22 protein-coding genes are annotated in these 26436 nt (G+C 53.0%); 14 read left to right on the top strand and 8 right to left on the bottom strand.

Features of this window, described 5'->3' with window-relative positions; all coding sequences use genetic code 11:
- Positions 1 to 7: 7 nt before the first annotated feature.
- Together sdhD and sdhC are read right to left on the bottom strand one after the other, a co-directional pair.
- Complete coding sequence (gene sdhD / locus SBL51_RS22610) at positions 8 to 376, bottom strand: succinate dehydrogenase, hydrophobic membrane anchor protein (protein WP_317933469.1); 369 nt, start codon at positions 374 to 376, stop codon at positions 8 to 10.
- Positions 370 to 744 carry a succinate dehydrogenase, cytochrome b556 subunit gene (sdhC, locus tag SBL51_RS22605; protein WP_317933468.1) on the bottom strand — a complete coding sequence of 125 codons (375 nt, stop codon included), beginning with the start codon at positions 742 to 744 and terminating at the stop codon, positions 370 to 372. Before sdhC ends, sdhD begins: the two co-directional genes overlap by 7 nt.
- Positions 745 to 1577: 833 nt before the next feature.
- Between sdhC and gltA the strand changes: the two genes are divergently transcribed.
- The 4 genes from gltA (at position 1578) to SBL51_RS22585 (ending at position 5003) form a co-directional block, all read left to right on the top strand.
- On the top strand, positions 1578 to 2852 hold the full coding sequence (gltA, locus tag SBL51_RS22600) for a citrate synthase (protein ID WP_317933467.1): 1275 nt from the start codon (positions 1578 to 1580) through the stop codon (positions 2850 to 2852).
- A gap of 158 nt (positions 2853 to 3010) precedes the next feature.
- A complete protein-coding gene (locus tag SBL51_RS22595) occupies positions 3011 to 3523 on the top strand; it encodes an RNA polymerase sigma factor (RefSeq protein WP_317933466.1) in 513 nt (170 codons plus the stop codon).
- Between the two features lie 60 nt (positions 3524 to 3583).
- Positions 3584 to 4087, top strand: a complete 504-nt coding sequence (locus SBL51_RS22590; RefSeq protein WP_317933465.1) for a hypothetical protein — start codon at positions 3584 to 3586, stop codon at positions 4085 to 4087.
- Positions 4088 to 4097: 10 nt separating this feature from the next.
- Complete coding sequence (locus SBL51_RS22585; protein WP_317933464.1) at positions 4098 to 5003, top strand: DUF4097 family beta strand repeat-containing protein; 906 nt, start codon at positions 4098 to 4100, stop codon at positions 5001 to 5003.
- Positions 5004 to 5094: 91 nt separating this feature from the next.
- On the opposite strand, the gene SBL51_RS22580 is transcribed toward SBL51_RS22585, so the two are convergent.
- Positions 5095 to 6627 (bottom strand): hypothetical protein, encoded by a 1533-nt coding sequence (locus SBL51_RS22580; RefSeq protein ID WP_317933463.1) that lies wholly within the window; start codon positions 6625 to 6627, stop codon positions 5095 to 5097.
- 68 nt (positions 6628 to 6695) lie between these two features.
- Complete coding sequence (locus SBL51_RS22575) at positions 6696 to 9836, bottom strand: TonB-dependent receptor (RefSeq protein WP_317933462.1); 3141 nt, start codon at positions 9834 to 9836, stop codon at positions 6696 to 6698.
- A gap of 421 nt (positions 9837 to 10257) precedes the next feature.
- Here SBL51_RS22575 and SBL51_RS22570 point away from each other — a divergent pair, with 421 nt between their 5' ends.
- Entirely contained in the window at positions 10258 to 11118 is an 861-nt protein-coding gene (locus tag SBL51_RS22570; RefSeq protein WP_317933461.1) for a transporter substrate-binding domain-containing protein, read from the top strand.
- On the opposite strand, the gene SBL51_RS22565 is transcribed toward SBL51_RS22570, so the two are convergent.
- Positions 11115 to 11678, bottom strand: coding sequence for a DUF1415 domain-containing protein (locus SBL51_RS22565; RefSeq protein WP_317933460.1), 564 nt, complete (start codon positions 11676 to 11678; stop codon positions 11115 to 11117). The two genes, SBL51_RS22570 and SBL51_RS22565, sit on opposite strands and share 4 nt — an antisense overlap.
- Before the next feature lie 60 nt (positions 11679 to 11738).
- Positions 11739 to 12383, bottom strand: coding sequence for a pyridoxamine 5'-phosphate oxidase (pdxH, locus tag SBL51_RS22560; RefSeq protein ID WP_317933459.1), 645 nt, complete (start codon positions 12381 to 12383; stop codon positions 11739 to 11741).
- A gap of 140 nt (positions 12384 to 12523) precedes the next feature.
- Between pdxH and SBL51_RS22555 the strand changes: the two genes are divergently transcribed.
- The 5 genes from SBL51_RS22555 to SBL51_RS22535 all read left to right on the top strand — a co-directional run bounded on the left by SBL51_RS22555 (position 12524) and on the right by SBL51_RS22535 (position 18492).
- The gene (locus SBL51_RS22555) at positions 12524 to 13111 is read left to right on the top strand and encodes a molybdenum cofactor guanylyltransferase (RefSeq protein ID WP_317933458.1); all 588 of its coding nucleotides are present in this window, start codon (positions 12524 to 12526) and stop codon (positions 13109 to 13111) included.
- Positions 13112 to 13461: 350 nt separating this feature from the next.
- Positions 13462 to 14853 (top strand): CmpA/NrtA family ABC transporter substrate-binding protein, encoded by a 1392-nt coding sequence (locus SBL51_RS22550; RefSeq protein WP_317933457.1) that lies wholly within the window; start codon positions 13462 to 13464, stop codon positions 14851 to 14853.
- A 158-nt stretch (positions 14854 to 15011) separates the two neighbouring features.
- Complete coding sequence (locus SBL51_RS22545) at positions 15012 to 16031, top strand: ABC transporter permease (protein ID WP_317933456.1); 1020 nt, start codon at positions 15012 to 15014, stop codon at positions 16029 to 16031.
- A gap of 32 nt (positions 16032 to 16063) precedes the next feature.
- The gene (locus SBL51_RS22540) at positions 16064 to 16936 is read left to right on the top strand and encodes an ABC transporter ATP-binding protein (protein WP_317933455.1); all 873 of its coding nucleotides are present in this window, start codon (positions 16064 to 16066) and stop codon (positions 16934 to 16936) included.
- A 347-nt stretch (positions 16937 to 17283) separates the two neighbouring features.
- Positions 17284 to 18492, top strand: a complete 1209-nt coding sequence (locus SBL51_RS22535) for an alginate export family protein (RefSeq protein ID WP_317933454.1) — start codon at positions 17284 to 17286, stop codon at positions 18490 to 18492.
- A gap of 47 nt (positions 18493 to 18539) precedes the next feature.
- Here SBL51_RS22535 and SBL51_RS22530 read toward each other — a convergent pair whose 3' ends face one another.
- Positions 18540 to 19286: a competence/damage-inducible protein A gene (locus SBL51_RS22530; RefSeq protein WP_317933453.1), complete on the bottom strand. Its 747-nt coding sequence runs from the start codon at positions 19284 to 19286 to the stop codon at positions 18540 to 18542.
- Between the two features lie 69 nt (positions 19287 to 19355).
- Positions 19356 to 20249, bottom strand: coding sequence for a formyltetrahydrofolate deformylase (gene purU / locus SBL51_RS22525; protein WP_317933451.1), 894 nt, complete (start codon positions 20247 to 20249; stop codon positions 19356 to 19358).
- Between the two features lie 624 nt (positions 20250 to 20873).
- Here purU and SBL51_RS22520 point away from each other — a divergent pair.
- The 4 genes from SBL51_RS22520 to SBL51_RS22505 all read left to right on the top strand — a co-directional run bounded on the left by SBL51_RS22520 (position 20874) and on the right by SBL51_RS22505 (position 26411).
- Entirely contained in the window at positions 20874 to 22112 is a 1239-nt protein-coding gene (locus tag SBL51_RS22520) for a hypothetical protein (protein ID WP_317933450.1), read from the top strand.
- 525 nt (positions 22113 to 22637) lie between these two features.
- A complete protein-coding gene (locus SBL51_RS22515; protein WP_317933449.1) occupies positions 22638 to 23438 on the top strand; it encodes a hypothetical protein in 801 nt (266 codons plus the stop codon).
- Between the two features lie 40 nt (positions 23439 to 23478).
- Entirely contained in the window at positions 23479 to 24699 is a 1221-nt protein-coding gene (locus SBL51_RS22510; protein ID WP_317933448.1) for a hypothetical protein, read from the top strand.
- Positions 24700 to 24905: 206 nt separating this feature from the next.
- Complete coding sequence (locus SBL51_RS22505) at positions 24906 to 26411, top strand: hypothetical protein (protein ID WP_317933447.1); 1506 nt, start codon at positions 24906 to 24908, stop codon at positions 26409 to 26411.
- The last annotated feature ends 25 nt before the right edge of the window (positions 26412 to 26436 follow it).

The raw sequence follows: 26436 nt of genomic DNA, 5'->3' as shown, positions 1-26436 counted from the left end.
CCATGATTTAGAGTCCCCACAAAATCTCTACACCCCAAACGGTGTAGGTTACAGCTACAGCACCCAGGATCACCTGCAAAAGCACGCGCGCCACCACAGCCTTGGCACCCATGGTGCGCGCTGTGAGGTAGTCAGTCAGCACCGACCACAGACCAATCCAGGCATGAACAATTATTGAAACCAGAGTTACCAGGCTAAAAACTCGCATCCACAGCTGTTCGTAGAGCGATTTCCACTGGCCGTAATCCAGCTCTGGATGAAGAAGAACGTATAACACCAAAAAGATGGTGTAGGCCGCGAGAACAACGGCACTAACCCGTTGAATCAACCAATCGTACAGGCCGCTGCGACCAAAACTAGTGACTGCTGTTACCATACCCAGACCCCCAATAAAACAATCAATACTGCGGCGAAAATCGCTACTAATTTGGCGCCCATCAGGCCACCTTCTTTGCTCTCACCGATGCCGATATCCATGATCAGGTGACGAACACCGGCAACCAGGTGATAGGCTAAAGCCGACAAACTGGCCCAAACGATGAATTTAACCAGAGGGCTTCCCAGAACGTCCGCCAGCTCTACAAAGCTCTCTTCTGAACTCAAGCTTGCATTGAGTGTCCATAACAGCAACGCAACAACGCCAAACAAAATGACGCCGGAAACACGGTGCAAAATAGAAACATAAGCGGTAATGGGAAGGCGAATCGTGGATATGTCGAGATTTACAGGTCTGTTTTTGTTCACGGTTAATGCTACCTTTTTATTTCGCTACCTAGTTGGCAGCCGATTCGGGAAAGGCTGTTCTGCCACGCCGGTGGGACGAGTCGCATTGCAGGGTTGACCGAAGAATAACGCTCATTATTCCACCAATTCCACAATGAAAAACTCAGAGAGAGCCGAGTGCACCCCCTCTAAAGACCGCGCGAAATTATAGATATATGACTTCGAAATTACAATTGGATCTGGAAGCCATATAGCAAATATAACCAACGCCATCCAGGCTTTAATAAGTATTTAACCGGTTATCCACAGGCTCAACGATTGTCCCGGTTACCCAAATCCCAGCCATGCTTTTCTCTTGCTTCTTTATATATACCAACCAACAGCAGACCAGCCATCCCAGCACAAGCACCCAACAACAACACCCCCCTCCCCTGCCGGGCAACCATCAATGCTTCAGGCAAATGCCAAGCCTGGCAATCCCTACGTGATCGCCTGAAAATCCTCGCTCTAGTTCTATATTGAGGGACTCCCTGGCCGCTAAACCAGCAGAACAATTGTGTATATTGAATAGCCCCAAACAGCTGGGTAATTTTTGTACCCATAGCAGCCGGGAGGAATAGTCAGAAAGACAGCATGTTTCGTGCGCCAATTGACATTCGCGCCGAGGACCGTATAGTGCTTTTGCCCCAGCGGGGCCACCCACCCTTATCCCCTTGTTGGGTTTTACTCACACCTAGTCAAGGTTATACCGGACCTATCCAAGCATGGCTTTACTAAAAAGGCTGTGGTATAGAATAGGTTTGAATGTTGTGCAGCCTACAGGCTTTATCTAATTGCTGAAACAGGAGTCCGTTATGACTGATAAGAAAGCTTACCTTACGGTCGAGGGTTTGGACGAAAAAATGGAACTGCCAGTCTATGCAGGCTCCACCGGCCCTGATGTTATTGATGTGCGCGGGCTGACCGCCAAAGGTTTCTTCACTTATGATCCAGGGTTTGTTTCAACAGCCGCCTGTGAATCTAAAATTACTTATATTGATGGTGACAACGGAATTTTGCTCCACCGGGGTTATCCCATTGAGCAGCTAGCCGAAAAATCCGACTACCTCGAAACCTGCTACCTCCTCCTTAATGGCGAATTGCCAACCCCCGAAGAAAAAGACGAATTTGTAGACATCATCACTCACCACACCATGGTGAAAGAGTCCATGTCCCGCTTTTTCCGCGGATTTACCCATGACGCTCACCCGATGTCGATGATGTGTGGTGCCGTCGGCGCCCTGGCCTCCTTCTACCACGACTCCTTAGACATCACCAACCCCGAACACCGCGCCATCTCTGCTCACCGCCTGATCGCCAAAATGCCTACTCTGGCAGCCATGTGTTACAAACATCATCTCGGCCAACCTTTCATGTACCCCAACAACAAAATGGGCTACGCCGAAAACTTCCTGCACATGATGTTTGGCACCCCTTGTGAAGATCCTGAAGTGAGCCCGGTTCTGGCCAAAGCAATGGACAAAATCTTCCTGCTGCACGCCGACCACGAGCAAAACGCCTCCACTTCCACCGTCCGACTGGCCGGCTCCTCCGGCGCCAACCCGTTTGCCTGTATCGCCTCTGGCATCACCGCCCTTTGGGGGCCATCACACGGCGGCGCTAACGAAGCGGTTCTCGACATGCTGGAAGAGATTGGCAGCGTAGAAAATATCGACAAGTTTGTCGCCAAAGCCAAAGACAAAGACGATCCTTTCCGACTGATGGGCTTTGGTCACCGTGTCTACAAAAACTTCGACCCACGCGCCAAAGTAATGAAAGCCACCTGTGACGACGTTCTGGCTGAACTCGGCATCAACGATCCACTACTGGCGGTTGCCAAACGCCTGGAAGAGATCGCTCTGGAAGACCCCTACTTCGTTGAGAAGAAACTCTACCCGAACGTCGACTTCTACTCCGGCATCATCATGAAGGCCATTGGTATCCCTACCGAAATGTTCACCGTGATCTTCGCCACCGGTCGTACTGTTGGTTGGATTGCCCACTGGAACGAGATGATCAGCGGCGCCTACAAAATTGGCCGCCCACGTCAGCTCTACACCGGTTACCCCAAACGCGACTACCCAGGTTAAGCCTTACACGCTCAACCGCAGAAAAGCTGGCTTTATGCCAGCTTTTTTGTTTTCGCACCCATCAGCGAATTTTCCCCACCAAACTTTTTTAGTCCTACCAGTAAACCAAAGCATTCCGCCCTGTCGTCAAAGTCAAAAAAGGATATCCGGAAACCCCATTGGACAGATTCGAACAGAAACTGGTAAAGGCAGCACAAAAGGGTGACAGCAAAGCCTTTGAGCAGCTCTACCGACTGCATCACGGCCGTGTCTACGCCCTCTCCTTGCGATTGTGCGGAGATCGCCACTGGGCAGAGGATCTCTGTCAGGATGCTTTTGTGCGCGCCTGGAACAAACTCTCCAGCTTCAAGGGTGAAAGCCAGTTCGGAACCTGGCTCTACCGGGTAACGGCCAACTTAGTGCTCTCCAGCTTACGGCGCAGCAAAGCCAAATTTGAGGATGATATCGAAACAGTAGCCGAACTTGGCGAAAGTGACCGTCCCCTGGACCTGGACGGCGATCTGGAGAAGGCCATGCACAAGCTACCCGATGGCGCACGAACAGTATTGGTGCTTTATAGCCTTGAGGGCTACACCCATGAGGAGATCGCCGACATGCTCAACATCGCCGTTGGCACCAGTAAGGCACAACTGCATAGAGCACGATCAGCGTTAAAAACCTGGTTGGCCTAAAGCAGCGGAAGCAAAATCCAGGCAACGACTTGTACTCACAATCAACCTATAGCAAAGCCTATGAAAGAGAGTAACAAACAGACCATCGGCGACCAGCAGCTCGACCAGCTGCTCGCCAAACTGCCGAGCCAATTAGCACCGCAGAACGACTTGTGGCCAGAAATCCAGGCACGCATTCCCAGTCACTCGGGCCCGGGTTGGTGGCGCAACACCAGCCTGGCGGCTTCATTATTGGTGGGCGTGCTTGGCCTGGCCAGCGCCCTATTCAGTCAACTGCAAAATCAGGAGTTACGCCAGCAGCTAGCCGGCGCCGAGTATCAACCGGCGCACACCGACACCGCCCTGGCAACTCAAACCGTGAGCTACCAAATGGCACAAAGTTGTGCCCAGGCACAACAGCAGATCGTTATTCGAGAGAATCTCGCCATCATCGAGGCCGCCTTGGCGCAAATACAAAATGCCCTGAAGACCGCCCCCAATGATCCGGTGCTTAACCGGCAGTTTTTAGACCTCTCCAAACAACAGATCAATCTTCTTAACCGAGCCAACACCACAGCGCTTTGAGGATAACGCAATGAACAAACTAGCCTACCTAATTGCTTTGGCGATACCCGCTATGGTGTACGCGGCAAACGACACATTGCCCAACCTGGATGTAGATGAAGTAAAAGAGACCAGCAGCAGCCCCACGGTCCACATCGACAATGTGCGCGGCTCAATCACCATAAAAAGCTGGGACAAAAACCAAGTGGGTGTACAAGGCAGACTGGACGACCAAACCGAGAAGTTTGTTTTTGAAGTCAAGGGCAACTCGGTAAAAATTGTGGTCGACTCCCCCTCCCACCCAGCCGAATGGGACGACCGCTGGGGCCGAAGCCGTGGCAGCAACCTCACCATCTATATGCCCATCAAAGCCAACATCGACGCAGAGGGGTTTTCCACCGACTTTAAAATTAGCGCGGTTACCGGCGAAATTGAAATTGAAACAGTGAGCGGCGATATCGAAATAACAGGTAATCGCTCGCGCCTGGATCTGGAAACCGTCAATGGCGACGTTGTCATTGAGGATCACGAAGGTATTGTTTTCGCCGAGTCGGTCAGCGGCGACATCGACTATAACGGCTTCGCCACCCGCATCGAACTGGAATCAGTACAAGGTGATATACAGGTTAACAATATGGGAGAGTTAGCCGAGGGCGAATTTAATTCTGTCTCCGGTGATATCGATACCAAAACTCACACCGACAAACGCCCACATTTAAAATATAACGCTGTCAGCGGCGATATCGACGTCTCATTTTTGAGTGTCCTTAGCGCCAAAATCGAAATTGAAACCATGAGCGGTGACATTACCAACGATTTAACCGAAGACAAACCAGACCGACAACGCTGGATGGGCAACTCACTGGAATTTTCTGTAGGCGACGCCGATGGCGATATCAGCATCTCCACCGTTAGCGGCAACGTTAATATCAAATAACCCTTCCCATAAATAAAAAATCCCCGCTATTGCGGGGATTTTTTTGCCTCACCATTAGGCAAGGCTTTGCTCTACTTTAACTGGCTGGCAATTAAAGTGAACCATCCAAAATCCAACCTTGGAACCACAGGTCAGAACCATCCGGGTTAACTGCACCAATGAAAGTAGTAGCATCAAAGAATGCATCATTGGCAACACTGCTGTAGTCAGACGCAGTCACCGCAGAAACACCAGTGGCTTCGGCAGCCGTGGAGGCATAGTTGCTGTCCAGAGATGCTGCAACTGAAGAGATGGCAGTGGCTTGGCCGCTATCAACCAAAGCGGTAGTGGCTACACCATCAGCTTCTTCGAAGGTGGTACAATCCGCAATAATTTGGTTGTAGATGATAGAACCGTTAGAAGCGTTGGCAATTGCATCCGCACCTTGCATATCGATACAGGTATCGATAGTACCGCTGGCACCAGTCATGATAGAGCTGTGAATGTAAGCACCAGTACCCTCTTTCAAACGGTGCAGGTAGGTTTGCGAACCATTACCGATGAAGGTGGCGTTCATGATGGTTGGCTCAGACAGGAAGTCAGCACTACCAAAGGTATCTGCTTCGATAGTATTACCATTAGTGGCAGCAGACTGAATAGCCAGAACATATTGCAGGTTACCAACGTAGCCTTCATCCCAGTCCAGAGTGTCATCCTGGTTGCCGGTCAATACCAAGTGCTTGGCACTAACCGCGCCACCGAAGAACTCGATACCGTCATCAGAGTTATTGTGTACTTGTATGTAATCCATTTCAGTACCGGAACCAACGGCAACCAGTGAGATACCGTTGATTTCGTCACCAGGAGCGAACTCATAACCACCCTCAGCCAGAACAACGTATTTCAACACACCGCTGCTGTCGGTATTGTCGTGGCCACCAGAGAATCCAGATTCACCTTCGGCGTCAATGTTACATGCGGTTGGAGTAGCAGGATAAGCACACTCGTTGTGCAGGCCGTAACCATGAATGATGAGTCCGCCCCACTCACTGGAACCGTCGAAGTCGGTATCATCAGAGGAGAAGATAATCGGAGCGTCGGCAGTACCTTCTGCCATGATTTTTGAACCGCGAGTAATCAACAGGTTGGCGAAGGTGCTTTTGGCAGCCAGTACGCGAGTACCTGCTTCGATGGTCATGGTTACGTTCAGCACGGCAGAGCTATCAGCCAGAGTACCATCGGTGTCAGACATAGACTCATTACCATTACCCACAGTAACGCGATCGGCCATGTAATAGAGAACGTCTGCGTCCAGAGTTACGTCAACAACAATTGAAGAAGGCAGCTGCACAGCAGTTACCGCAACCTCATCACCAGTCGCTGGGTTGATAATGGAAACGGTCTTCTCGAACGAGTTGGGGATAGCCGCAATAGAAGCAGCAATAGCAGCTTCATCATCGTAAAAGCCAGCGTTGGCGGTATCGGTACCAGTGTTCGTGGTAGTCGTAGTGGTGGTGGTGCTGTTATCGGTGGTAACGCTGTTATCATCGATAGTAATGATCGCTTTTTCGTCTCCAGAGCAGCCGTATAACCCGCCCAGAGCGCCAAATACTGCTGTTGCCAGCACTAGTTTCTTAAGTTCCATAACATCTCCTAGCATGTCACGTATTTTAAAGTAAGTTTTAGGTCTTGCTTTTTCCAACTGCTCTGTCGTTAGAAATTCCAGTCGATGCCGGCTTCAAACTCGACACCTTTTTTGTAGGATTGATAAATTTTGCCGTCTTGGGTCAATTCAACATCCGAATTCAAAATGTTTTTCAGCTTCATACTGAAGTTGAAATCTTCCGCGAAGCCTTTTTTGTAATTGATATTCAGGTCCGCAATAGGCTCTTTAACAATATCGGCCCGGCCACTCACACCGCGGTCTATTACCGTCTTACCGTTCTGGTTAAAGAGGACGGTCAGCTCCTGGTCATTGGCCAGATCGTCCCAACCCAGAATCAGGTTGAAGGTATATTCCGGAGCGCCTTGGAAATCGGCAGTTTTGCCATCCAGCGTGGTCACCTCGGAATCAATTAAACTGACGTTGCCAGCGACGAAAAGCGATTGAGAAAGTGATTCGTTCAACGCAAAATCGATACGTCCATCCACCTCAACACCAGACAACTGACCATCAACCGCGTTTTCAAACGTTCGCGTGTTGCCGGCGGTACCGGAAGCCGTTTGAACAATACGCTCAATCGGGTCACTGAAGTCTTTGTAGAAGAAGGCCACACTGACGTTTTCGGTATCGTTCCAGTAGTATTCCCAACGTAAATCGGCGTTGAGCACTTCAGAAATTGCCAGCTGTGGATTACCGCGTACCCGGGCGTCCAGCTCTTTATCGTAAAAGGTCGCATTAGAGCGCTCTTTAAAATCCGGACGGCTTACAGTTTTTGAGAAAGCCAATCGGATTTGCTGTTGCTCTGAGTAGAGCCAGTTAAAGTTGATCGACGGCAACCAGACATCATCTTCCAACGGACTATCTTTACCGGTGGGCTCGCCCGTAGTCAGGTTGAAGGTATTGGTCTCCATTTCAAAATCTTCCCAACGCACACCCAACACAAATTGGAATTGGCTGTTCAGCAGAAGATCGTATGAGAGGAAGGCGTTGGTCATGGTCATATCGGACTTGTAGCTGTCACTTGCCAGAGTACGATCAATAAAGGCCAGACCAGTTGCCGGGTCACCGGTTATGTTGTCCTGATTAACCACATCCGAGACCAGACGATTTTCGGCCAGATCAAAATCGGGGTCGCTGCCGGTGTAGGTCAAACCGTAGGTGGAAGACTTAGAATCTCGCTCGCGGTAGATGTACTGCCAACCAAACTTAGCCGTCTGATCAAAATCACCACCACTGGAAATAGTCCAATCGTAGTTGTTGGAGACGTCGTAGTTGTATTCGTACATGTCGTCGAAACGACGCAGTAAATTGGACAAGGTCAGAGAGTAGGGCTGGCCAACAACCTCCTCGGTAAACAGAACTTCACGGCGGTCAGGAGCATAACGGCGGGTCTGGCTGACAGTCGCCTGCCACTCAGTAGTGAAATCACCTGCGTCGTCCAGGAAGTGCTCACCGGTAACTTGCTCAGACAGATACTGCCGCTCTTCCCAATCGATGCTGTAACCATATACCGTTTTACCGGAATCGCCGTCGTCACCATCTTTAACTCGAACACTGTTCTCTGTTACACGAGAAACAATGCTGTTGGAGGTGTAGGAGTTATTACCAACATTCAAGCCAACCGAGAGTAGTGCACTCACATCAACCTGTAGGGCTGACTCTTCAAAGGCGAAGTCATCACGCACATCCCGGCCACTGGCTGAGTAGGTGCGCGAGACACCATCAGTTTTTTGTGCCCAGCCACTCTTATAGTTAACCGCACCGAAGTAACCCAGCTCGCTTTCACCGATGTAGAACAGATCGCCGAAGTTGCCGCCCAGCGAAACCTTGGGTGTAGCAGTGGTGGTGTCTAGATCCAAACCATCGGTCAAGCGCAAAGCAGCAACCTGGCGCAGCTGTGTTTTCACCTGATCGGACAACACATCAAAATCATTACCCAGCGCATGACCATCGTCGGTGGTTGGATCCAGACCCAGTTGCAATACGGGGTCGAGGACAATGGAGATAGCTTCAACATCGAGCGGCTCACGACGGGAACCATCGTCAACCCCTAGATAATCAAAATCACCAGAGCTAGGGTCAGAGTAGACAGTATCCCCAGTCAAGCCATCGGTGTAACCCAATTTAAATGAGAGCTTACCGGCGCCCTCATCGGGGAAGGTACGGGTGTTGATAACCAGATTACCCCCAGTACTCTCACCGGGCATCTCCGACAAAAAGGTCTTCTTAACATCCAGCTGGCTGACAATGTTGCTGGGAAAAAGATCGAGCGGTACCGAACGGCGGTTGGGGTTAGTACTTGGCATGGTGGCGCCATTGAGCGTGGTGGTCACATAGCGCCCACCCAAACCACGAATAAAGACAAAGCTGTCGTCCTGAATGGTAACCGAAGGCAAACGCACCACTGAGGCGGAAACTTCGCTGTCACCAAAGCGGGCCAACTGCTCAATACCCAGGGTATCCAGTACGTTGGCCGAGAAGCGCTCACTCTCGCCGAAGGCATTGGGGTTGTACTTGGCGAGTACCGTGACCTCTTCAATCTGCGGCATGGCGACACTGAGCGACGGCGAGCTTTCGCTCTTGGCACGCATGGTCAGCATCAACCCCTTGGTAACATTGGAAACCACCCGTACATCTTTGGCCTCGACCATACGCATATCGGGGTGAGTAATGGAGAGGTTGTACAGGCCACGCGGCAACTCCAACTCGTAGCGACCGTTTTCGTCGGAGATAGCTGAGTAGCTGGTGCCATCAACGGTAATCTCTGCACCGGCAACGGGGCTGCCAGCTGAGTTGATCTGTCCCTGTAGGAAACCGGCAGGCGCCTTGGCTTTTTCAGTCGCGGTTTCGGTTTTATAGAAAGACTCGATCGCTACCTTCGGCTTGCTGGCGGCCGACAGGGCCACATTGATATCGGTTAACTGGCCCAGGGCACTGTCAAAACGGAAGCTGTGAATGGTTTGGCCATTTTGGATCAACTGCACGCTATGGCCGCCTTCGCCTAAATCAAACGTGGCAACACCACCCTGCTTGAGCGGCTTTTGCGTTTGACCATCCAGCACTACCGAAACGTCAGCCGCCGCTTCGCCATCTTTGAACACGTAAATTACGAGCTCATCAGCCGCCTTGGCTGTGAGCGAACTAAGCACCAGTGCGCTCGCGGCTAAACCGTTGATTAGCGACCGTTTCATTGACACCTCATTGATGTTGTCTGTCTAAGGTAGTGATGCGCCTAAATGGCTGATTGGAATTGCGGAGTCCCTGTTAAGGCGGGCAGATCAATCCGTTACACCAAAATTTGGGTGTACTGTAAGGGCTGTTTATTACAGTAATGTTTCAGGTTGAAAACATTTTGGTGGGCTCAGAGGAAGTAGGAGGCGTCAGCTGAAAGGGAGTTAACAAGAAAATTGAGGCGACAGGCGCGGCAACACAGACAAAAGCGGCAAGGATGCACATTAGGAAACCGTTATATTTGGAGGTTCTACTCGCTTTGCGCCTGATTTCAACCGGTTAAACTGTTATAAGTTACAGGTATTGGGCTATCCTCTCCCCACCAAGCCAATAGCTTGCTAGAGTATTTTGACGCCACTGATAGATGACCATAGCTGTACCGTGACCACTAAACACCTCACCACTTTAAATCTCAGGCGCGGGATCGAATCCCCCAAAAATCGCAGCACTCTCTCGCTTAGCCTGCTCTTCCTGCCACTCCTATTCTGGGTTTCCGGCCTCCTTGCCCCTGCCCAGGCCAGTGAAATCGAATCGATTAACTATCTTATATATGAAGGTGCAGTCGAGCCGTATCAGATAGCACATGGCAGCGGTCCCGCCAAAGGGATTATCAGTGATATCGTGTTTGCCATCTTTGCCGACAGCGGCATCACAGTGGAAACGGTGATCAAACCCGCCCCCAGAATCAAACGCGACATCTATCAGGCCAGCAAAGGCTGTTGGATCTCCTACGGCTTTCGCAGCTGGCAGTCCGATCCCTCCTGGAGCCAGCAGGTGATGTCTGAGATAGACCTGTTCCCCTATCAGTACAGCCTCATGAGCGTCGACCCAGCCAATCAGATTCAGCAGTTAAAGGTCGATATCAAAAACAAGATACTGGTAACGATAAAGGGCTTTCAGTATGACCACCTGGTACAGCAACTGAAAACCCTGGGCATGAACGTACTGGAAGCAAAAAACCAGCGCCACGCGATGGAATTACTGCTGCGGCACCGGGGCGACTACTATCTGGGCAACTACCCCCGCATGGCTTATGTCAACAGCAAGTATCACCTGGGGGCGAATCACCTCTACAACTACCCTTTGGATCACGCACCACCGGTCACCCTGATCATGAGCAGAGAGGTGCCCATGGCCACCCAACAGTGGATCAATGAACGACTGCGGGCTTTAAAAGCTGACGGCACCATTAATGCCATTGTCGAGCGCTATCAAATGCCGCCCGCCGAGCCAACCGACTAGGCGCCAAACAACCACTTGATGTAAGGAAAGAGCCCCTGCAACTGAACCAGAGGCATAGCTTCGAGTTTGGCAATATTGCGCTCAGGGATGGCCTCGAGATCATCCACCTGCTCAGCCACCGCACTGATGCTCTGCTCACGCAACAGATGGAATATAGGATAGGGCGCACAGTTGGTTAGATTACTGCGTGCTTGGGGCGCCTCACCGGCGAATTGATAGTCGGGGTGAAAACTGGCCACCTGGAAAATGCCCTGCCAATGGTAGGCCTCAAGCAGTGCATCCACCACATCCAAAAACTGGTTGTAATCATCAAAATCGGCAAAACCGTTAGCCACTACCAGCAGGGTGGTCTCTAACTCAGCTGCAGGGGTTGCCTCCAGCCGCCGCAACTGCTGCACAACCTCGGTTAGAATGACATCGGGCTCCACGGCCTCGCTGACCACGATCTCAACCCGGCCTTCGCGCCAGGGCGATGCGGCAAATGGGCACAACCCCAAGCCAATCACCACCTGCTGCAACCAGACTTTGCTAGCCGCCAATACCTCATTTACATCCGTCACGTTACCCGCCCCAGCAGCCACCGATAGCCAACCTCACACTCACAGAAAAACCAAAGCCCACTAGGGCATCAAGCGCTCTATCTGCCACTCGCCCTTATCATCCAAACGGTATTGGAAACGGTCATGCATGCGACTCACCCCGCCCTGCCAAAATTCGATCTCATGGGGCACCACCCGAAAACCGCCCCAGAAATCCGGCAAGGGGATATGACCGTGGGCAAACTTTGCCTTCATACGCTCCAATTGACCGAGCAACAGTTGTTTGGAGGTGATCGCCTTACTTTGCCGCGATGCCCAGGCCGCCAACTGGCTCTCCACCGGGCGCGAGGCAAAGTATTGCAGCGACTCCAGAGCGCTCACCTTGGTGGCCGTGCCACACACCTTCACCTGCCGATCCATGAAATGCCATGGGAAAAGCAGCCCAACCTTGGGGTTGGCTGCAATCTCTTCTGCCTTACGGCTGGCATAGTTGGTAAAAAAGACAAACCCGGCCTGATCCACCTGCTTCAATAGAACCGTCCTCAGGGAGGGCTGACCATCGGCGGAGACCGTGGCCACGACCATTGCCGTGGGATCCTTGATCCCCGCATCAATCACCTGCTTTAACCAGAGATCAAATTGCTCGATAGGGTCAGCGCACAAATCTTCGCGTTTTAATTCTGCTAACTTGTAGTCGCGGCGAAGTGAGTGTAAATCTTCTGTCATGGGTACTCCTTGGGCAGACGAGCTGCTGCATAAACCTCGCGGCAGCCGGGCTCATATTACACCGCTTAACTTAAGGCGATAACAAGACATCACCGAATGGAGCTATAAATATCAAACGAGAGATCATCAATGCGGCAATATTGGCCGGAGGCGAAGGCCGCCGATTGGGCTACCAATGCAAGCCGCTGCTGACACTCAACGGCCGCACCCTGCTGGCCCGCACCATCGATAAATTAGAACAGCAAGGGGTCGAGCAGTGGGTGGTCTGCGCCAATCAACGGCCGGAGATCCTGCAACTGGGTTTGCCCACCATCGCCGACGCCAATAGCCATCACGGCGGGCCACTACCAGCTCTTCTGGCGGCGTTGGCGTGGAGCCACCAGCAACACCCCAACAGCCTGCTACTCACCTGCCCTTGCGACACCCCCTTCCTGCCCGATAACCTGCTGCCGCAGCTATTAACCACCTGGCAACTGCTAAAGCCCGAGTGTTTGGTGGTGACCAGCCACAACAAGATCCACCCCACCATTGGCCTCTGGTCCAGCCAACTGAGCGATCGCCTAGCGCAACACCTGCAAACCACCACCAAAGCCAGCCTGTTGGGCTGGCTGCAACAGTGCCGCCACGGCATCCTCGACTTCACCCAAAGTGACGCAGACCCCTTCTTTAATATCAACACCCCAGCAGAACTGCAGCTAGCGAAACAACCTCATTTCGCACCAAAATAACTCATTTTTCAGTATGATCTCACCCAACCCAATTTTTAATCTCACCAAAAAGCAAAATAAACAACCCAAATTAAATCGACAAGCATCCACTTATGCACCATTTGTAATCATTATTAATGATCATTAATTCACCATAATGATCCATATAAATATAAACAACACCATTTTAGTGCTTTTGTGAATTTACCATTCGCGCCGATTAGAGGCGACAGCGCCTCTACAACCCACTGATTTAACACACTATTTTTATTAAAAATGGCTTAATTTGCAGCTTGGCAAGAGTTTTGCCCCTATTTAGGTAACACGAATGAACACTAATAACTCTTACCAGTTACTCAAGGAGCGATTCGATGATCCACCAGATGCTTGGCCGGCAGCGGTTTAACTGCCTGAAAAATTTAATTTCCGCCTCAATAGCAACCCTCGGTTTGGCGGTTGCTCTGCCTGCACTCTCTGGCGAACTGGAGTTGGAGAAAGAAGACCTGAAATTCGGCTTTATCAAACTGACCGATATGGCGCCATTGGCCATCGCCTACGAGAAAGGTTATTTCGAAGATGAAGGTCTGTACGTCACCTTGGAGGCTCAGGCTAACTGGAAGGTATTACTCGACCGGGTTATCGATGGGCAGCTCGACGGCGCCCACATGTTGGCTGGCCAACCCCTGGGCGCAACCATTGGTTTCGGCACCCAGGCACACGTTATTACCGCCTTCAGCATGGACTTAAACGGCAACGGCATCACCGTCTCCAACGATATTTGGGAGCAGATGAAACCCTACGTACCCAAGGATGCCGATGGCAAGCCAATCCACCCCATCAAGGCCGACTACCTGAAACCGGTTGTGGAAAAATTCAAGGCTGAAGGTAAGCCATTCAAAATGGGCATGGTGTTCCCCGTTTCCACCCACAACTACGAGCTGCGTTATTGGTTGGCGGCAGGCGGTATTCACCCGGGTTTCTATGCCCCGCATAAAGACGACACCTCCGGCACCATCCAGGCCGACGCCCTGCTCTCCGTAACACCACCACCGCAAATGCCCGCCACACTCGAGGCCGGCACCATCTACGGTTATTGCGTCGGTGAGCCCTGGAACCAACAGGCGGTATTCAAAGGCATTGGCGTACCGGTTATTACCGACTACGAAGTCTGGAAAGACAATCCGGAGAAGGTATTTGGTGTTTCTGCCGAGTGGGCCGAAGCCAACCCCAACACCCACCTGGCGGTCGTTAAAGCATTGATTCGCGCTGCCAAATGGCTCGATGAAAACAACAACGCCAACCGTCCCGAAGCAGTAAAAATTCTTTCACTGCCCAACTATGTCGGTGCTGACTACGATGTGATTGCCAACTCCATGACCGGCACCTTCGAGTACGAGAAAGGCGATAAACGCGATGTACCAGACTTCAACGTCTTTTTCCGCTACTACGCTACCTACCCCTACTACTCCGATGCCATCTGGTACCTCACTCAGATGCGTCGCTGGGGCCAAATTGCCGAACCCAAACCAGACAGCTGGTACATGGACATAGCGAAAAAGGTCTATAAACCCGAGATCTACATGCAAGCAGCGGAGATGCTGATCGAAGAGGGCAAAATGAAACGTGAAGATTTCCCCTTCGGCAGCGACGGCTACCGCGCCCCGCAAACCCAGTTCATCGATGGTATTACTTACGACGGCCACAAGCCCAACGAATACCTGGAGAAGTTCCCAATCGGCCTCAAAGGCGACACCGTTTTATAAGCAAGCTTTTAGCAAAGACCCGGCCGGCAGGTTACCTGCCGGCCAACCCTAAACAGAGTGATCAAAAAGGCAACAGACCTTTCAAAATCGGCGGACACAATCACACAAGCGAGTGATAGGTCCCTTTACCAACACAGAGTTATGATGGGTGAGTCACTATGTTAAATCGCAGTATTCATTTTTTTGAATTAACAGGGTTAGTCTGGTTTATTCCTATTGCCAACTTAATTGCCGGTAAAAATCCCAGCGAACAGATCAAGCAACTGGTCACCGCCATCGGTGTACCGCTGATTGCCCTGATCGTCTTTTTGTTCGTTTGGAACGTGGCGGCAAAAAATATTGAAACCAGCCTCGGCAACCTGCCTGGTCCTGCGCAAACCTGGGAGCAATTTCAATCCCTGCGCGATGAACACCAAGCGGCGCGGCAACGAGAGGCCGATTTTTACCAACGCCAATACGAGCGCAATGAAAAACGTGTTGCCGAAGGTAAAGAGGCCAAAGAGATACGCCCCTATACCGGCGCGCCCACTTTCTTCGATCAGATCTTTACCAGTCTCTACACCGTTTTTGTCGGCTTTATTATCGCCACCTTAATCGCTATACCGATGGGGATTATCTGTGGCCTGAACAGCATGATCTACACCGGGCTTAATCCCCTCATTCAGATATTCAGACCGGTGTCACCCTTGGCCTGGCTGCCTATTGTCACCATGGTGGTGAGTGCGGTTTATGTCTCTGACGACCCGCTGTTCGCCAAATCATTTATTATTTCAGCGCTGACTGTCACCCTCTGTTCGCTGTGGCCAACGCTGATCAACACCACCGTCGGCGTCTCCACCATCGACCGGGATTTAATCAATGTCTGTCGTGTTTTACGCCTCAACTGGTTTACCAAAATTTTTAAAGTGGTCATTCCGGCGTCATTGCCAATGATATTCACCGGCCTGCGACTCTCCCTCGGAGTGGGCTGGATGGTATTAATTGCGGCAGAGATGCTGGCGCAAAACCCAGGCCTTGGTAAATTCGTTTGGGATGAGTTTCAAAACGGCAGTTCCAACTCATTGGGCCGAATTTTAGTAGCTGTCTTTGTGATCGGCATTATCGGCTTCATCCTCGATCGCATCATGCTTTCTCTACAGAAAGTGGTATCTCACGATAAAACGCAAGAAATCCGTTAATCACGTGCGCAATCAATTTCAAGGAGTTTGACATGTCAGCCCACTATTTGGACATCTCTGCAGTATCCATTGAATTTCCAACGCCGAACGGCTCTTTTAAAGCGTTGGATAATGTCAATTTGAAAATCGAACAAGGCGAATTTATCTCGTTGATCGGCCACTCCGGCTGTGGCAAATCAACGGTGCTCAATATTGTTGCCGGCCTGCACAATGCCACCCAAGGCGGCGTTATTCTGCAAGGCAAGGAAGTCCGCCAACCAGGGCCGGACCGCGCGGTGGTGTTTCAAAACCACTCGCTGTTTCCCTGGCTCTCCTGCTACGACAACGTCCGTCTGGCGGTCGATAAAGTAATGAAAGGCAAGAGCAAAGCCGAACGCCACGAATGGACCGAACACAATCTGAAATTAGTGCACATGGAACATGCCAAGCACAAAAAGCCCGACGAAATTTCCGGCGGCATGAAACAACGCATCGGTATTGCCCGGGCACTGGCAATGCAGCCCAAAGTGCTGCTGATGGACGAACCCTTCGGCGCCCTGGATGCACTCACCCGCGCGCACATGCAGGATTCGTTAATGGAGATTCAGGCAGAACTGAATAACACGGTCATTATGATTACCCATGATGTCGATGAGGCCGTTCTGCTCTCCGACCGTATTGTAATGATGACCAACGGTCCTGCCGCCACCATTGGTGAAATCTTAAAAGTCGATCTGGAACGCCCCCGCGAACGACTGGTACTGGCGGACGACCCCACCTATAACCATTACCGGGCGGAGGTGCTGAAATTCCTGCACGAGCGGCACGCGAAAAAAGACGTTCCCACAGCAAAAAAGAGTAGCGCGGTTGTCGAGGTAGAAATTCCCACTACAACAACAGCCGCAGAGAAACATGCTGCGGCCTAACTAAGCAACCCGTAAACAGCTGGCTTGAGTCAATTCCAGCCATTAACCCGACTCAAGCCAGCCGCCGTTTTCCAAAACGTTAACACTGGCAACTTGGGCGAGATATTTCTCTCCCAACAGAGCTTTTATTGCATATGGAAAGTGGTGTTGCTGGTGGCCCGCTTTACTGGCCAAGCCAGAACCAGCAGCGAAGAGGCAGTAAAAAGAGTAGTAAAAATTAAAAAAAGATGTTTCCGCTGGGTGCTGTAGCCAACGGGCCAACATCCAGCAAAACATTAAAACGATAAAAGTTGCACGAGAACAAACCTTCACAACTCTTAGGTTTCACTCTTTTGGAGATTAACAAAATGAAAAAAATGAGCCACACACTTCTGGCCGCTGCTATCACGGTTACCACTTGCGGGGTATCGAGCAGCCTATGGGCAGACCCATTGACCGATATGCTGGAAGCGGGCAAAGCCTACGGTGACCTGCGTCTGCGTTTTGAGTCAGTGGAAGAGGATAACGCCGTCGATGATGCCGAGGCACTAACCCTGCGTACCCGAATTGGCTTTAAATCCGGAGAGGCTTCAGGTTTCTCGCTACTGGCAGAGTTCGAAGACAGCCGTCCCGTGTTCGGTGTGGACGACTACACCGTTGGCCCAACCGGGTTCCACCTGGGCGAATATTCCGTAATCGCCGACCCACAAACCACAGAGTTGGACCAGGCGCTGGTGCAGTACAAAGCCGGTGGCGTTACCGCTAAAGTTGGTCGCCAGGTGATAACGCTGGATGGCCACCGATTTGTCGGCCACGTCGGCTGGCGTCAAGACCGCCAAACCTTCGATGCCGCCACCGTCACCTACAACCCCACGGAAGAACTGAGCCTCTTCGCCGGTTACATCGGCCAGCGCAACCGTATTTTTGCCGAAGCCGCGGATATCGATTCCGAAGACTTCCTGTTCAACGCCAGCTATAAAACACCGGTCGGTAAAGTGGTGGGTTACTACTACAGCCTGGGTACCGACGACTCTGACACCGATATCAATACCCTGGGCGCCAGCTTTAGCGGTACCGCCAAGGTGAGTGACAGCCTCTCGGTGCTCTATGCCCTGGAATTTGCCACTCAGGAGCTGGATGGTGGTGGTGCCGATGCCGACGCTGACTACCTGCTGGTGGAAGCTGGTGTTAAAGCCTCAATCGTTACCGCCAAGCTGGGTTATGAGGTATTGGGTTCCGACGATGGTGCCTATGGCTTCGCCACCCCGCTGGCCACCCTGCACAAATTTAATGGTTGGGCCGATAAATTCCTCAACACGCCGGCCGTAGGTATCGTCGACACCTACATCTCTGTGGATGTCAAAGCCGGCCCTGGCAGTGTTACAGCGGTGTACCACACCTTTGATGCCGATGAAGCTTCTGCCACTCTGGATGAGCTGGGCACCGAACTGGACCTGCAATACGCCTTCAAATTTGGCAAGGGCTACTCAGCCGGTGTGAAATACGCTCAGTACAGCGCGGATGATTTCAGTGTTGATACCGATAAGTTCTGGCTGTGGGCGAGTAAATCGTTTTAAGGTTACTTTTACCACACAAAAAAACCGGCCTCTGGCCGGTTTTTTTGTTAGAGCGCCCGCCACTCGATCTGGCGTGCATCGAGCTCGGCCTTAAAGCGCGTCAAGGCCTGCTCCACCTCGGCCTTGTGGCCTTTAAAACCAACCTCGACCTGGCGCTGGCCCTCAACCATCATCGGCAGACTGAACAGTTTGGTTTGGGGAAATTGCGCGAGCATGGCTTCCATCAGATCGGTGATATGACTTTCAAATACCTCCAACACCAGAATCGAATCTTCCTGGTAATCGGGATTGACCAGCCCGCCATAGTGGTTATCCAACACCCAGGCCATCATCGGCTCGGCCATTTCGGGAAAGCCCGGCATAAAGTAGTGATTGGCGATGCCAAAGCCAGGGACTTTGTGAATCGGATCGACGATCAGCTCCGCCCCTTTGGGAAAGGTGATTAGCTGCCAGTGCTCTTCGGCCAGCTCTATTTGGTGGGTGCTGGAGAAATCCTCCAGCAATTTACGACCCTCCGGGTGGATTTCAGTCGTCACCCCCAACGCCTGGGCAAAAGCATCGCGGGTAAGATCATCAGGCGTACTACCCAGGCCACCGGTACAAAATACCGTATCGCCCTGAGCCAGGGTGCGGCGAAAGGTGGCAACCAAAACGTCCATCTCATCCGGCAATATCTGCACCCAACCCAACTGCAAACCACGCTCGCTCAGCAGCTTGATCAAGATCGGGAGTTGTCTATCCTGACGGCGACCGGAAAGAATCTCATCGCCAATGATAATTAGGCCAAATGCCATGAACTGCTGCCTCCTCTTAAGTGAGTGGTCGCTTGGGCCCTGCAACAACAAATTCCGTCAGCGACTTGGCTAACGATTGAATACCACGGTCTTGGTGTCATTCAGCAGAACACGGTGCTGGGCATGCCACAACACCGCCCGGTAAAGGACGACACGCTCGACATCACGTCCAATCTCAACCAGCTCTTCCGCCGTATTGGCGTGGGTCACCCGCTCCACCGCCTGCTCAATGATCGGCCCTTCGTCCAGATCTTTGGTGACGTAGTGGGCCGTGGCACCAATCAATTTAACGCCGCGGGCATGGGCCTGATGGTAGGGGCGAGCCCCTTTAAAACCCGGTAAAAACGAGTGGTGAATGTTAATGGCGCGGCCAGTCAGGGCATCACATAAGGTGTCGGAGAGAATTTGCATGTAGCGCGCCAGCACCAGGAAGTCGGCGTTCAGCTCCTGCATCAAATCGAGTATCTGCTGTTCCTGCTGCTGTTTGGTTTCCGGCGTGACTGGCAGATAGTGGAATGGTGCCTGATACCAATCACAGAGCGACGCCATATCCTGGTGGTTGGAGACCACAGCAACGACATCAATCGGCAGTGCACCCCGACGCCAGGAGTTGAGTAGATGCTCCAGGCAGTGACCCCATTTTGATACCGCAATCACTACCCGTGGTAGCGCGGCATAGTCGTGCAGCTCCCAGGCCATATCGAAGCGTGCCGCCAGTGGTTGAAACACGGAACGGATCTGGCTCAACTCCTTAGCACCCTGGCAGGAGCCGAACACCGTGCGCATAAAAAATTTACCGGTGCCCGGATCTTCAAACTGAGAGGACTCGCGGATATTAAAACCTTGCAGAGCAAACAAGTTGGCAACGGCGGCGACAATCCCGGGTTGATCCTTACAGCTGAAACGTAACACGACCTCCTGCACAGAGGCTGGGGAAGGAGTCGAGGGGTTAGATGTCGCCATGCAAATTCCTAATTGCTGAACCGTTAAAGTGCGGCGCAATATACCACAGGGCCCAATTCGGTAGGAACTTCAATTCCAGGGCGGTTCGAGTCGCCAACAGTAAAACTGTTTTCTAATTTGGGAAAAATTGCTGATTACAAATTAATCTAAATTTCTTGTGCTGGTAGACGCCGGTTAAATGATCTGGTAACACTGTTGCTTTACGTCATAGCAGATAATGTTCAATTAAACCGCAATAATGCGCGCCAGCGCGGTGACAACAAAGGACAGGCATAAACTTTACCAGTTGCAAGTGCGCTCTTCCCGGGCGACCCGCCTCGCACACGGATGTGACGATATCTTCTATGTTAATGGCTTAAAGCAATAAGCAATTGCCGTGAAAAGTCTATAATTTTTTAAATAGGGGGTGAATTTGCGGCTGTGCCAAAGGACTAATCAAACGGTGCACAGAATTATTGGCTGCAAACGATGGCAAAAAGAGGCGCTGTGAAGATCCGCCCCGCACAAAGCAGCGCAATCATTGAGCCCGAATCACTATCCACACCGAGCCAGGGTACCGGCTCAGACTAAGGTTCTGCGAACATACGATAAGTAATATTAATAAAGTTGAAGGGTTCTAGAATCATGAATAAGTTCCCGCTACCAATCCAATTACCATCCACTAGATTCTTCCAATTCACCGGGCTATTGGCCCTACTCCTCTGCACCGGGCTGGGTTCTTCGACCGGCTATACGGCCAGCCTCTCGACCAATGATGATGTCTACGACGAGATCTCTCGCATTGAGTCTGAGCAGGGTGCCTATGGTGCCGAGCTGAGCGAACATTTAATGGCTTTGGCGACCAACTATCAGGAGCATGGCCGCCACGAAGATGCGGTTGAGGCCTATAAGCGCGCCATTCATGTGCAGCGAATCAATGAAGGACTCTATAACCTCAATCAGGTACCCATGATCGAGCACCTGATCGACAGCCAAATTGCCATGGGCGATTGGGAAGAGGCCACCAAACGCTACGCCCATCTTTTCTGGCTCCACCAGCGCAATTTTGGCGCCGATGATCCGCGCATGTTGCCCGTGCTCGATAAACTGAGTTATTGGCACCTCAATGCCTTCTCCCTCGGCCAAAGCGCCATGGCCAACCATCTGATGAGCGCCTACCAGATGTTCAGCATGTCGGTGGATATCATTCACGACAACTACGGCGAAAACGACCTGAAGATGATCAAGCCGCTCAAAGGACTGGCCATCTCCAACTACTACCTGGCAACACTCAAAGCCCAGGAGAGCCGTAACAGCGCCGCCATGACCATGCGCACTAATCAGGAGATGGAAGCAGAGCGCAAAGCCAGGCTCGACCACTACATATTGAACAGTTACTACAATGGCAAACAGGCCATTGTGCAGATGATCGATATCTACGAAGCCGCCCCCGAAGCCAATCCGGCCGACTTGGCCGCAGCCCGTGTACAGCTGGGTGACTGGTATATGTTGTTCGATCGCACCAACGCGGCCATGGACGAGTACCTGCAGGCCTACTCCCAGCTGCAGTCCAATGAAAAGCTGGTTGATATTGGCACCACCCTGTTTGCCACCCCCAAAGCACTTCCCGATCTACCCACCTTGGAAACCGAGGCCCACGACAACAATCGTCCGCACGACTATGTGGTGGTGAAGTTCGATGTCACCGCCAGGGGCACTACTCGCAACATTGATATTCTCGAAGCCGGCCCGAACGATAGTGTCGGCAACCGGGCAATGGTGCGCAGAAACCTGAAAATCGCCAAGTTCCGGCCCCGTCTCGAGAATGGCGAAGCCGTCGATACAGTCGGTATCGTGCATCGCTACATCATTCCCAAGTCTTAAAACATTCACGTTGTTTTGGGGTGATCGACGATAGACTCTGGTCGATTGAACAACCGGCTGGCAGCAGCCGGTGGCAGGTTTGGCTGGATTCATGCAAACTTTCCTCCACAACCTTGGTCAAAACCTGAACGCCCTACTGCCGGCCGGGCGTAGCTGACGCGGCATGGCAAGCGGCCGGCACACCTCTGAAAGAGATGATCGACGGCGGTTGCCACCGACAAAAATTGATTCAGCTTGTGTTCAACTTGGTTATGCTACTACCGAAAATCAGTCGCACTTTACTAAACCGAAGAGGTTACCCAAATGCGCTCTAACACCGCCTGGCACCTGGCCGGCACAGTCGCGATCACGGTTCTTCTCACAGCTTGTGGTGCACAAACCAGTCAGCAGCAGTCGTCCACCCCCACACCTCCCAGTTCCAGCTCTAGTAGCAGTTCAAGCAGCAGCTCCAGCAGTAGTTCAAGTAGCAGCCCGAGCAGTAGTCCCAGCACTGGCAGTACCGCCAGTAGCAGCTCATCAAGCAGTATGCCCAGTGGTGGTCCGAGCGGCGGGCCGACTGCCAGCTCCCCCGGCGGCAGCACCACGGTATCAAGCGGTGGCGCCTCTTCGCCAGGGGCTACCGCCTCAAGTACTGGCGAGCGCAAAACCGGTGATGGTGGCGACGCGGGTGACGAAAACCGCACCGCCAGCAGCGATAGCGCCTCCGGCAGCGGCGATCAACGCAGCGAGCAGGCTCCCAGCCTGGACGACAGCGAATCCCAATCCGATGATATCGATCTTTCCGAAACCACCGGCGGCGGCGCCACTGCAGCCGCTGAAGCCGACTCCGCTGCAGGTGGCGGCGGTGCGGCTACAGATTCCGGCAGTGCTGGTGGCGGCGGCCCGATCATGAGCGCCGAAGAGCGTGTCGCCCAAATGGAATCGGTATTACAAGGCTCGATCAGCGATTACGACGGCATGATCCTGAAGGAGCGAGAGTATATCGCCAACCGCGCCAACGCCCGCGGCAGTGAGGATGACCTGAAAGACGAGAGCTCCGGCCCCCTGTTCGATGAGATTGGCCAACCCTCAGATGAAGGCCCTGGCAGCGCTTACGAGACCTCCAGTGGCAGTGGTAATGGCGGGATCCCCGCAGGAGCCCCCTCCGGACGCCCCGGCGACTACCAACATGCCGGCACTGCGCCACCACCGGCGGATATTCCCAGTGGCAGTGATGACGACGTCGTCGCCCGCCAGATTCGCGAAGCGGCCATGCGCGAAACCGATCCGGCCCTGCGTGAAAAGTTGTGGGATGAGTATCGCAAATACAAAAACGAAAACCCGTAGAGTCTCCCTGGGAGAACGGAATAGGATCTCAATGCCAACTATGACCACTCTTCGAAAGCCCCGCGATGGTCGTCCGTTCGGTACCACCTTCGCATTGGTATCCGCCCTGTTCATCATGGCACTCGCAGCCGGCTGCTCACGGACTGTGGTCAAAACCACCCAACAGACGCCCCTGGCGGTGGTCAACCAAGCCATTCCCGAACAACAACTGATCGACGTCGGCATTGTCGTCTTCGACCCGGGCCTGGAGGATATGGACGACGACCCACTGATCCCCATATTCCCTGAAGTCCGCCGGGCCGAAAGCCACTACTTCGCCGTGCAACTGATGGATGCCATGCAGATGAGCGCCGGCTGGGGTGCGGTACGGGTGGTACCCGACGACACCGCCGCAGTCGATCTGGTGATCACCGGCAAAATTCTCTCCTCCGATGGCGAGCGCCTGGAGCTAAAAATCCACGCCGAAGATGCCTCTGGCGTCGAGTGGCTGGATAAGAAATATGAACAGGTGGCCAGCCACTACAGCTACGAACCCAGGTCGGGTATTGAGCACGACCCTTTTGTTGGCCTCTATAACCGCATCGCCAACGACCTGCTGACCTACCGCCAATCTCAAACCGCAGAGCAGCTCACCAAACTGCGCACCGTCAGCGAGCTGAAATTCGCCCGCGACTTCTCACCAGAGGCCTTCAACAGCCATATCCATGTCGATAAAAATGGCGTCTACCAGGTGCAGCGCCTACCCGCCGCCAACGACCCCATGCTCGAACGCATTCGCGATATTCGTGAACGCGACTATCTGTTCATCGATACCCTGCAAGAGTATTACGGCTCCTTTGTGCGTGAGATGGAGGCCCCCTATGAAGAGTGGCGCAGCCAAACTTACGACGAGGTAATCGCCGTGCGCGAGCTGCGTCAGCAATCGATCAACCGCACCATCGCAGGTGTTGCCTCTGTGGTGGGCGGTGTGATGGCTGCCGGCAGCGGCAGTGGCAGCACACGGGCCGCCGGGCAGATCGGTATTGCCGGTGGTGGTTACCTAATTAAAGAAGGCTTCGACAAGCGCGCCGACAGCAAAATGCATGTCGAGGCCCTGCAGGAGCTCGGTGACTCACTGGAGGCCGATGTCGAGCCCCACTTCTTCGAACTGGAGGATCGCACCGTCACACTCACCGGCAGTGTCGAAAACCAATATCAGCAGTGGCGCAAAATGCTGCGCGATATCTATCAGCTGGAAACCGGGGGGGTGACCACTGAATAGCGCGCTGTCGGCTTAACCAAAGCCCAGCCAGGCAAAACCAAGCAGTGAAAAATAGGGGTCGACGGGCGAAGCGTTTACCGCAACACTCTACACCCCACAAACCGTTTTAGTAGCCAGGCCAACCTATAATTAAAAGCACCGACCATAAACCAAGGATCGGTGATAGTGCCGCTTGTAAGACAAGTGCAATAGTCCATTAGGTAACGATGACTCAACCAAACTCAGACAGCAAAGCGACGGCCGCTCCCTGGGCGCAAGCAGAAAACCTGCAACCGGAAGTTAAACCCTGGTGGCTAGACCCGAAGGTGATGTTACCGTTGGGCGCGCTGCTGCTCTTATTGGCCGTGGTGGTTTTCTGGCTACCCCGGCAGATCAACCCAGCTGTGGTGCAACCGATTACCACCACCGCTGAGAATCCAGCCTCCAGCAAACCCTCCCCCACTGCCGCGGAATCCCCCTGGACGGAAGCCCAACTCAGCAAACAGCGGCGCGAAACCCAGGACATACTGGCCGAACTGCTCGATAAACAGCGCCGTTTGGAAAAGAGCAACGTCAAACAGTGGGCGGAGCAACCCTTTGCCGAGGCCATGGCCACCGCCAATAGTGGTGACGAGTACTATCGCCAGCAGCAATTTGAACAGGCCAAGCAACAGTATCTGGCCACCGACCAGCAGTTCGATGCTCTGCTCAGCCAGAGCCAACAGGTACTCAAAGAGAATCTTGCCCTCGGCCTGCAGGCACTGGCCGACCTCGACCCCACCACCTCGCAGACAGCGCTGGAGCTGGTGCTGGCTATCGACCCCAGTCACAGTCAAGCGCAGTCAGCACTGGCCAGAGCCCAGGTGCTCGCACAGGTTTTGCAATTGGCGAAGGAGTCCGATCAGGCCATTCAGTTAAACCAGCTCGACCAAGCCGCCGCCAAACTGAAGCAGGCCAAGGCGCTTGATCCCAGCTCTACCTTTCTGGCGGAGAAACAGGCTGAGCTTAACCAACGCCTCGCCCAGCGCAATTTCGCCGAGCAGATGTCCGCCGGCTACAGTGCCCTGCAAGCCAATCAGTTTGAGCAGGCAATCCACTCCTTCAAACAGGCGCTGGCCATCAAACCGGGGGCGGCCGACGCCAGCAGTGCCTTAACCCAGGCGCAAAACGGCCAGAGCCTAAGCCAGATTGCGCTGCACGTGCGCCGCGCCGAAAACCATATGGCAGCCGAACAGTGGCAACAGGCAGTGGCGGAGTATGACTTGGCTCTGGCCGTTGACGAGAGCGTGGTTGATACCAAAATTGCCCGGCTGAAGGCCAATGTCCGCCTGCAGCTCGACCAGACCATACAAACACTGCTGGCGCAACCGCTGCGCCTGGCCGACAGCCAGGTCTACGCCAAGGCCGGCCAAACCCTGGCCGACGCCCGCTCCATCGCCAACCCAGGTCCCAGACTGCAAAGCCAGATCAACTCGCTGGCGGCGGCCATGAAGGCCGCGCAAACGCCAGTGCAGGTGCAGTTGCAATCGGATAACGAAACCCAGGTGACCCTCTACCGGGTGGCAGCACTGGGCGCTTTCCAAGAGCACGCGCTCGACCTGAAGCCGGGCCAGTATGTGCTGGTCGGCTCACGCCCGGGCTACCGGGATGTACGCAAAGAGTTCACCATCGATGGCAGCCAGAACCCGCTGGTGATTCAGATTCAATGCGACGAAAAGATCGCCAGCCTCTAACCCGACCTCTACCAATCGCCAGGAC

Origin of the sequence: Halioxenophilus sp. WMMB6, assembly GCF_033283405.1 — a bacterium.
GTDB lineage: Bacteria > Pseudomonadota > Gammaproteobacteria > Pseudomonadales > Cellvibrionaceae > Halioxenophilus.
The sequence above is the reverse complement of the archived record's forward strand: the minus strand, read 5'-3'. Positions and strand labels throughout refer to the sequence as shown.

What these genes read in the sequence shown, in the direction of transcription:
- SBL51_RS22510 (WP_317933448.1), top strand. Translation starts at nt 23,479, where the DNA reads ATGACCACTCTTCGAAAGCCCCGCGATGGTCGTCCGTTCGGTACCACC.
- SBL51_RS22530 (WP_317933453.1), bottom strand. Translation starts at nt 19,286, where the DNA reads ATGGCATTTGGCCTAATTATCATTGGCGATGAGATTCTTTCCGGTCGC.
- purU (WP_317933451.1), bottom strand. Translation starts at nt 20,249, where the DNA reads ATGGCGACATCTAACCCCTCGACTCCTTCCCCAGCCTCTGTGCAGGAG.
- SBL51_RS22575 (WP_317933462.1), bottom strand. Translation starts at nt 9,836, where the DNA reads ATGAAACGGTCGCTAATCAACGGTTTAGCCGCGAGCGCACTGGTGCTT.
- pdxH (WP_317933459.1), bottom strand. Translation starts at nt 12,383, where the DNA reads ATGACAGAAGATTTACACTCACTTCGCCGCGACTACAAGTTAGCAGAA.
- SBL51_RS22590 (WP_317933465.1), top strand. Translation starts at nt 3,584, where the DNA reads ATGAAAGAGAGTAACAAACAGACCATCGGCGACCAGCAGCTCGACCAG.
- gltA (WP_317933467.1), top strand. Translation starts at nt 1,578, where the DNA reads ATGACTGATAAGAAAGCTTACCTTACGGTCGAGGGTTTGGACGAAAAA.
- SBL51_RS22505 (WP_317933447.1), top strand. Translation starts at nt 24,906, where the DNA reads ATGACTCAACCAAACTCAGACAGCAAAGCGACGGCCGCTCCCTGGGCG.
- SBL51_RS22520 (WP_317933450.1), top strand. Translation starts at nt 20,874, where the DNA reads ATGAATAAGTTCCCGCTACCAATCCAATTACCATCCACTAGATTCTTC.
- sdhD (WP_317933469.1), bottom strand. Translation starts at nt 376, where the DNA reads ATGGTAACAGCAGTCACTAGTTTTGGTCGCAGCGGCCTGTACGATTGG.
- SBL51_RS22535 (WP_317933454.1), top strand. Translation starts at nt 17,284, where the DNA reads ATGAAAAAAATGAGCCACACACTTCTGGCCGCTGCTATCACGGTTACC.
- SBL51_RS22580 (WP_317933463.1), bottom strand. Translation starts at nt 6,627, where the DNA reads ATGGAACTTAAGAAACTAGTGCTGGCAACAGCAGTATTTGGCGCTCTG.
- SBL51_RS22550 (WP_317933457.1), top strand. Translation starts at nt 13,462, where the DNA reads ATGATCCACCAGATGCTTGGCCGGCAGCGGTTTAACTGCCTGAAAAAT.
- SBL51_RS22545 (WP_317933456.1), top strand. Translation starts at nt 15,012, where the DNA reads ATGTTAAATCGCAGTATTCATTTTTTTGAATTAACAGGGTTAGTCTGG.
- SBL51_RS22585 (WP_317933464.1), top strand. Translation starts at nt 4,098, where the DNA reads ATGAACAAACTAGCCTACCTAATTGCTTTGGCGATACCCGCTATGGTG.
- SBL51_RS22515 (WP_317933449.1), top strand. Translation starts at nt 22,638, where the DNA reads ATGCCCAGTGGTGGTCCGAGCGGCGGGCCGACTGCCAGCTCCCCCGGC.
- SBL51_RS22540 (WP_317933455.1), top strand. Translation starts at nt 16,064, where the DNA reads ATGTCAGCCCACTATTTGGACATCTCTGCAGTATCCATTGAATTTCCA.